The 844-nt window shown below is 48.1% G+C and carries 1 protein-coding gene; it reads left to right on the top strand.

Annotated elements, in window-relative coordinates:
* Nucleotides 1-844: PglL family O-oligosaccharyltransferase (locus R7Z50_RS26090; protein WP_318149555.1), on the top strand; the 844-nt coding region annotated here is incomplete at both ends.

The raw sequence follows: 844 nt of genomic DNA, 5'->3' as shown, positions 1-844 counted from the left end.
ATTAGTCATTGCCAGTTACCTTCTAGCTCGTCAACCCTATAAGTACTCACGTAAGCTAAGCGACGTTTACCTTTTATATGCCGTACCTGTTGTTACCTTGCCGTTGATTGTCGCGTTAGCTTCGCGCACAGGATGGCTAGCGACCATCATCGGTTTGTTGTTAGTGATTCCGTATATGTATCGCTTTGCAACCAAAGGCCGCTTTATTCGCTGGATCGCGGCTTTGGTTACGGGCTTGGTGCTCTCGTTCGTTGTAATGAGCATTGCATTCCCGGATGGAAGTGGACTGGCGACAGAGAAAGTGAATATGGAGTCGCCTCGAGCGTACACTTTCCCTCAAACCTTGGATATGGTGATCGAGAAACCGTTCACTGGCTACGGTTACGGTAAGGTTGAATCTGAGTACATGCTGTACACCGCGCGCCAGCATGCGCTGAATGAGAACTATCCTGCTGGCTTGCCATCGATGGATCATCCACACAATGAAATGTTGTACTGGGGCGTAGAAGGTGGGCTTCTGCCTGTATTAGGCATAATCCTCGCAATGGGATTGGTTTTACATAGGATTTATCAAGCCAAACGTGGCACACGCCTAGCGTTGCTCGCGTTATTCATTCCTATCGTACTTCACTCTCAGTTGGAATATCCGTTTTATCACTCTCTCGTGCACTGGCTGATTTTCATCATTTTGCTGTATTGGGTCGACCAGCGTGTCTCGCGCTATCGCCAAGTTGGGTTTAGCAAAGTGACCAAAAGTCTGCTACGTGTTTTTAGCTTGGTGATTCCGGCCGTGTTTACCTTCTATATGGTGAGCGCACTACACACGAACTACATTCTGACGAAG

The sequence above is a fragment of the Vibrio sp. 1249-1 genome (genome assembly GCF_033340495.1).
Note: the sequence above shows the minus strand (reverse complement) of the source record. Positions and strands in the feature narration are given on the sequence as shown.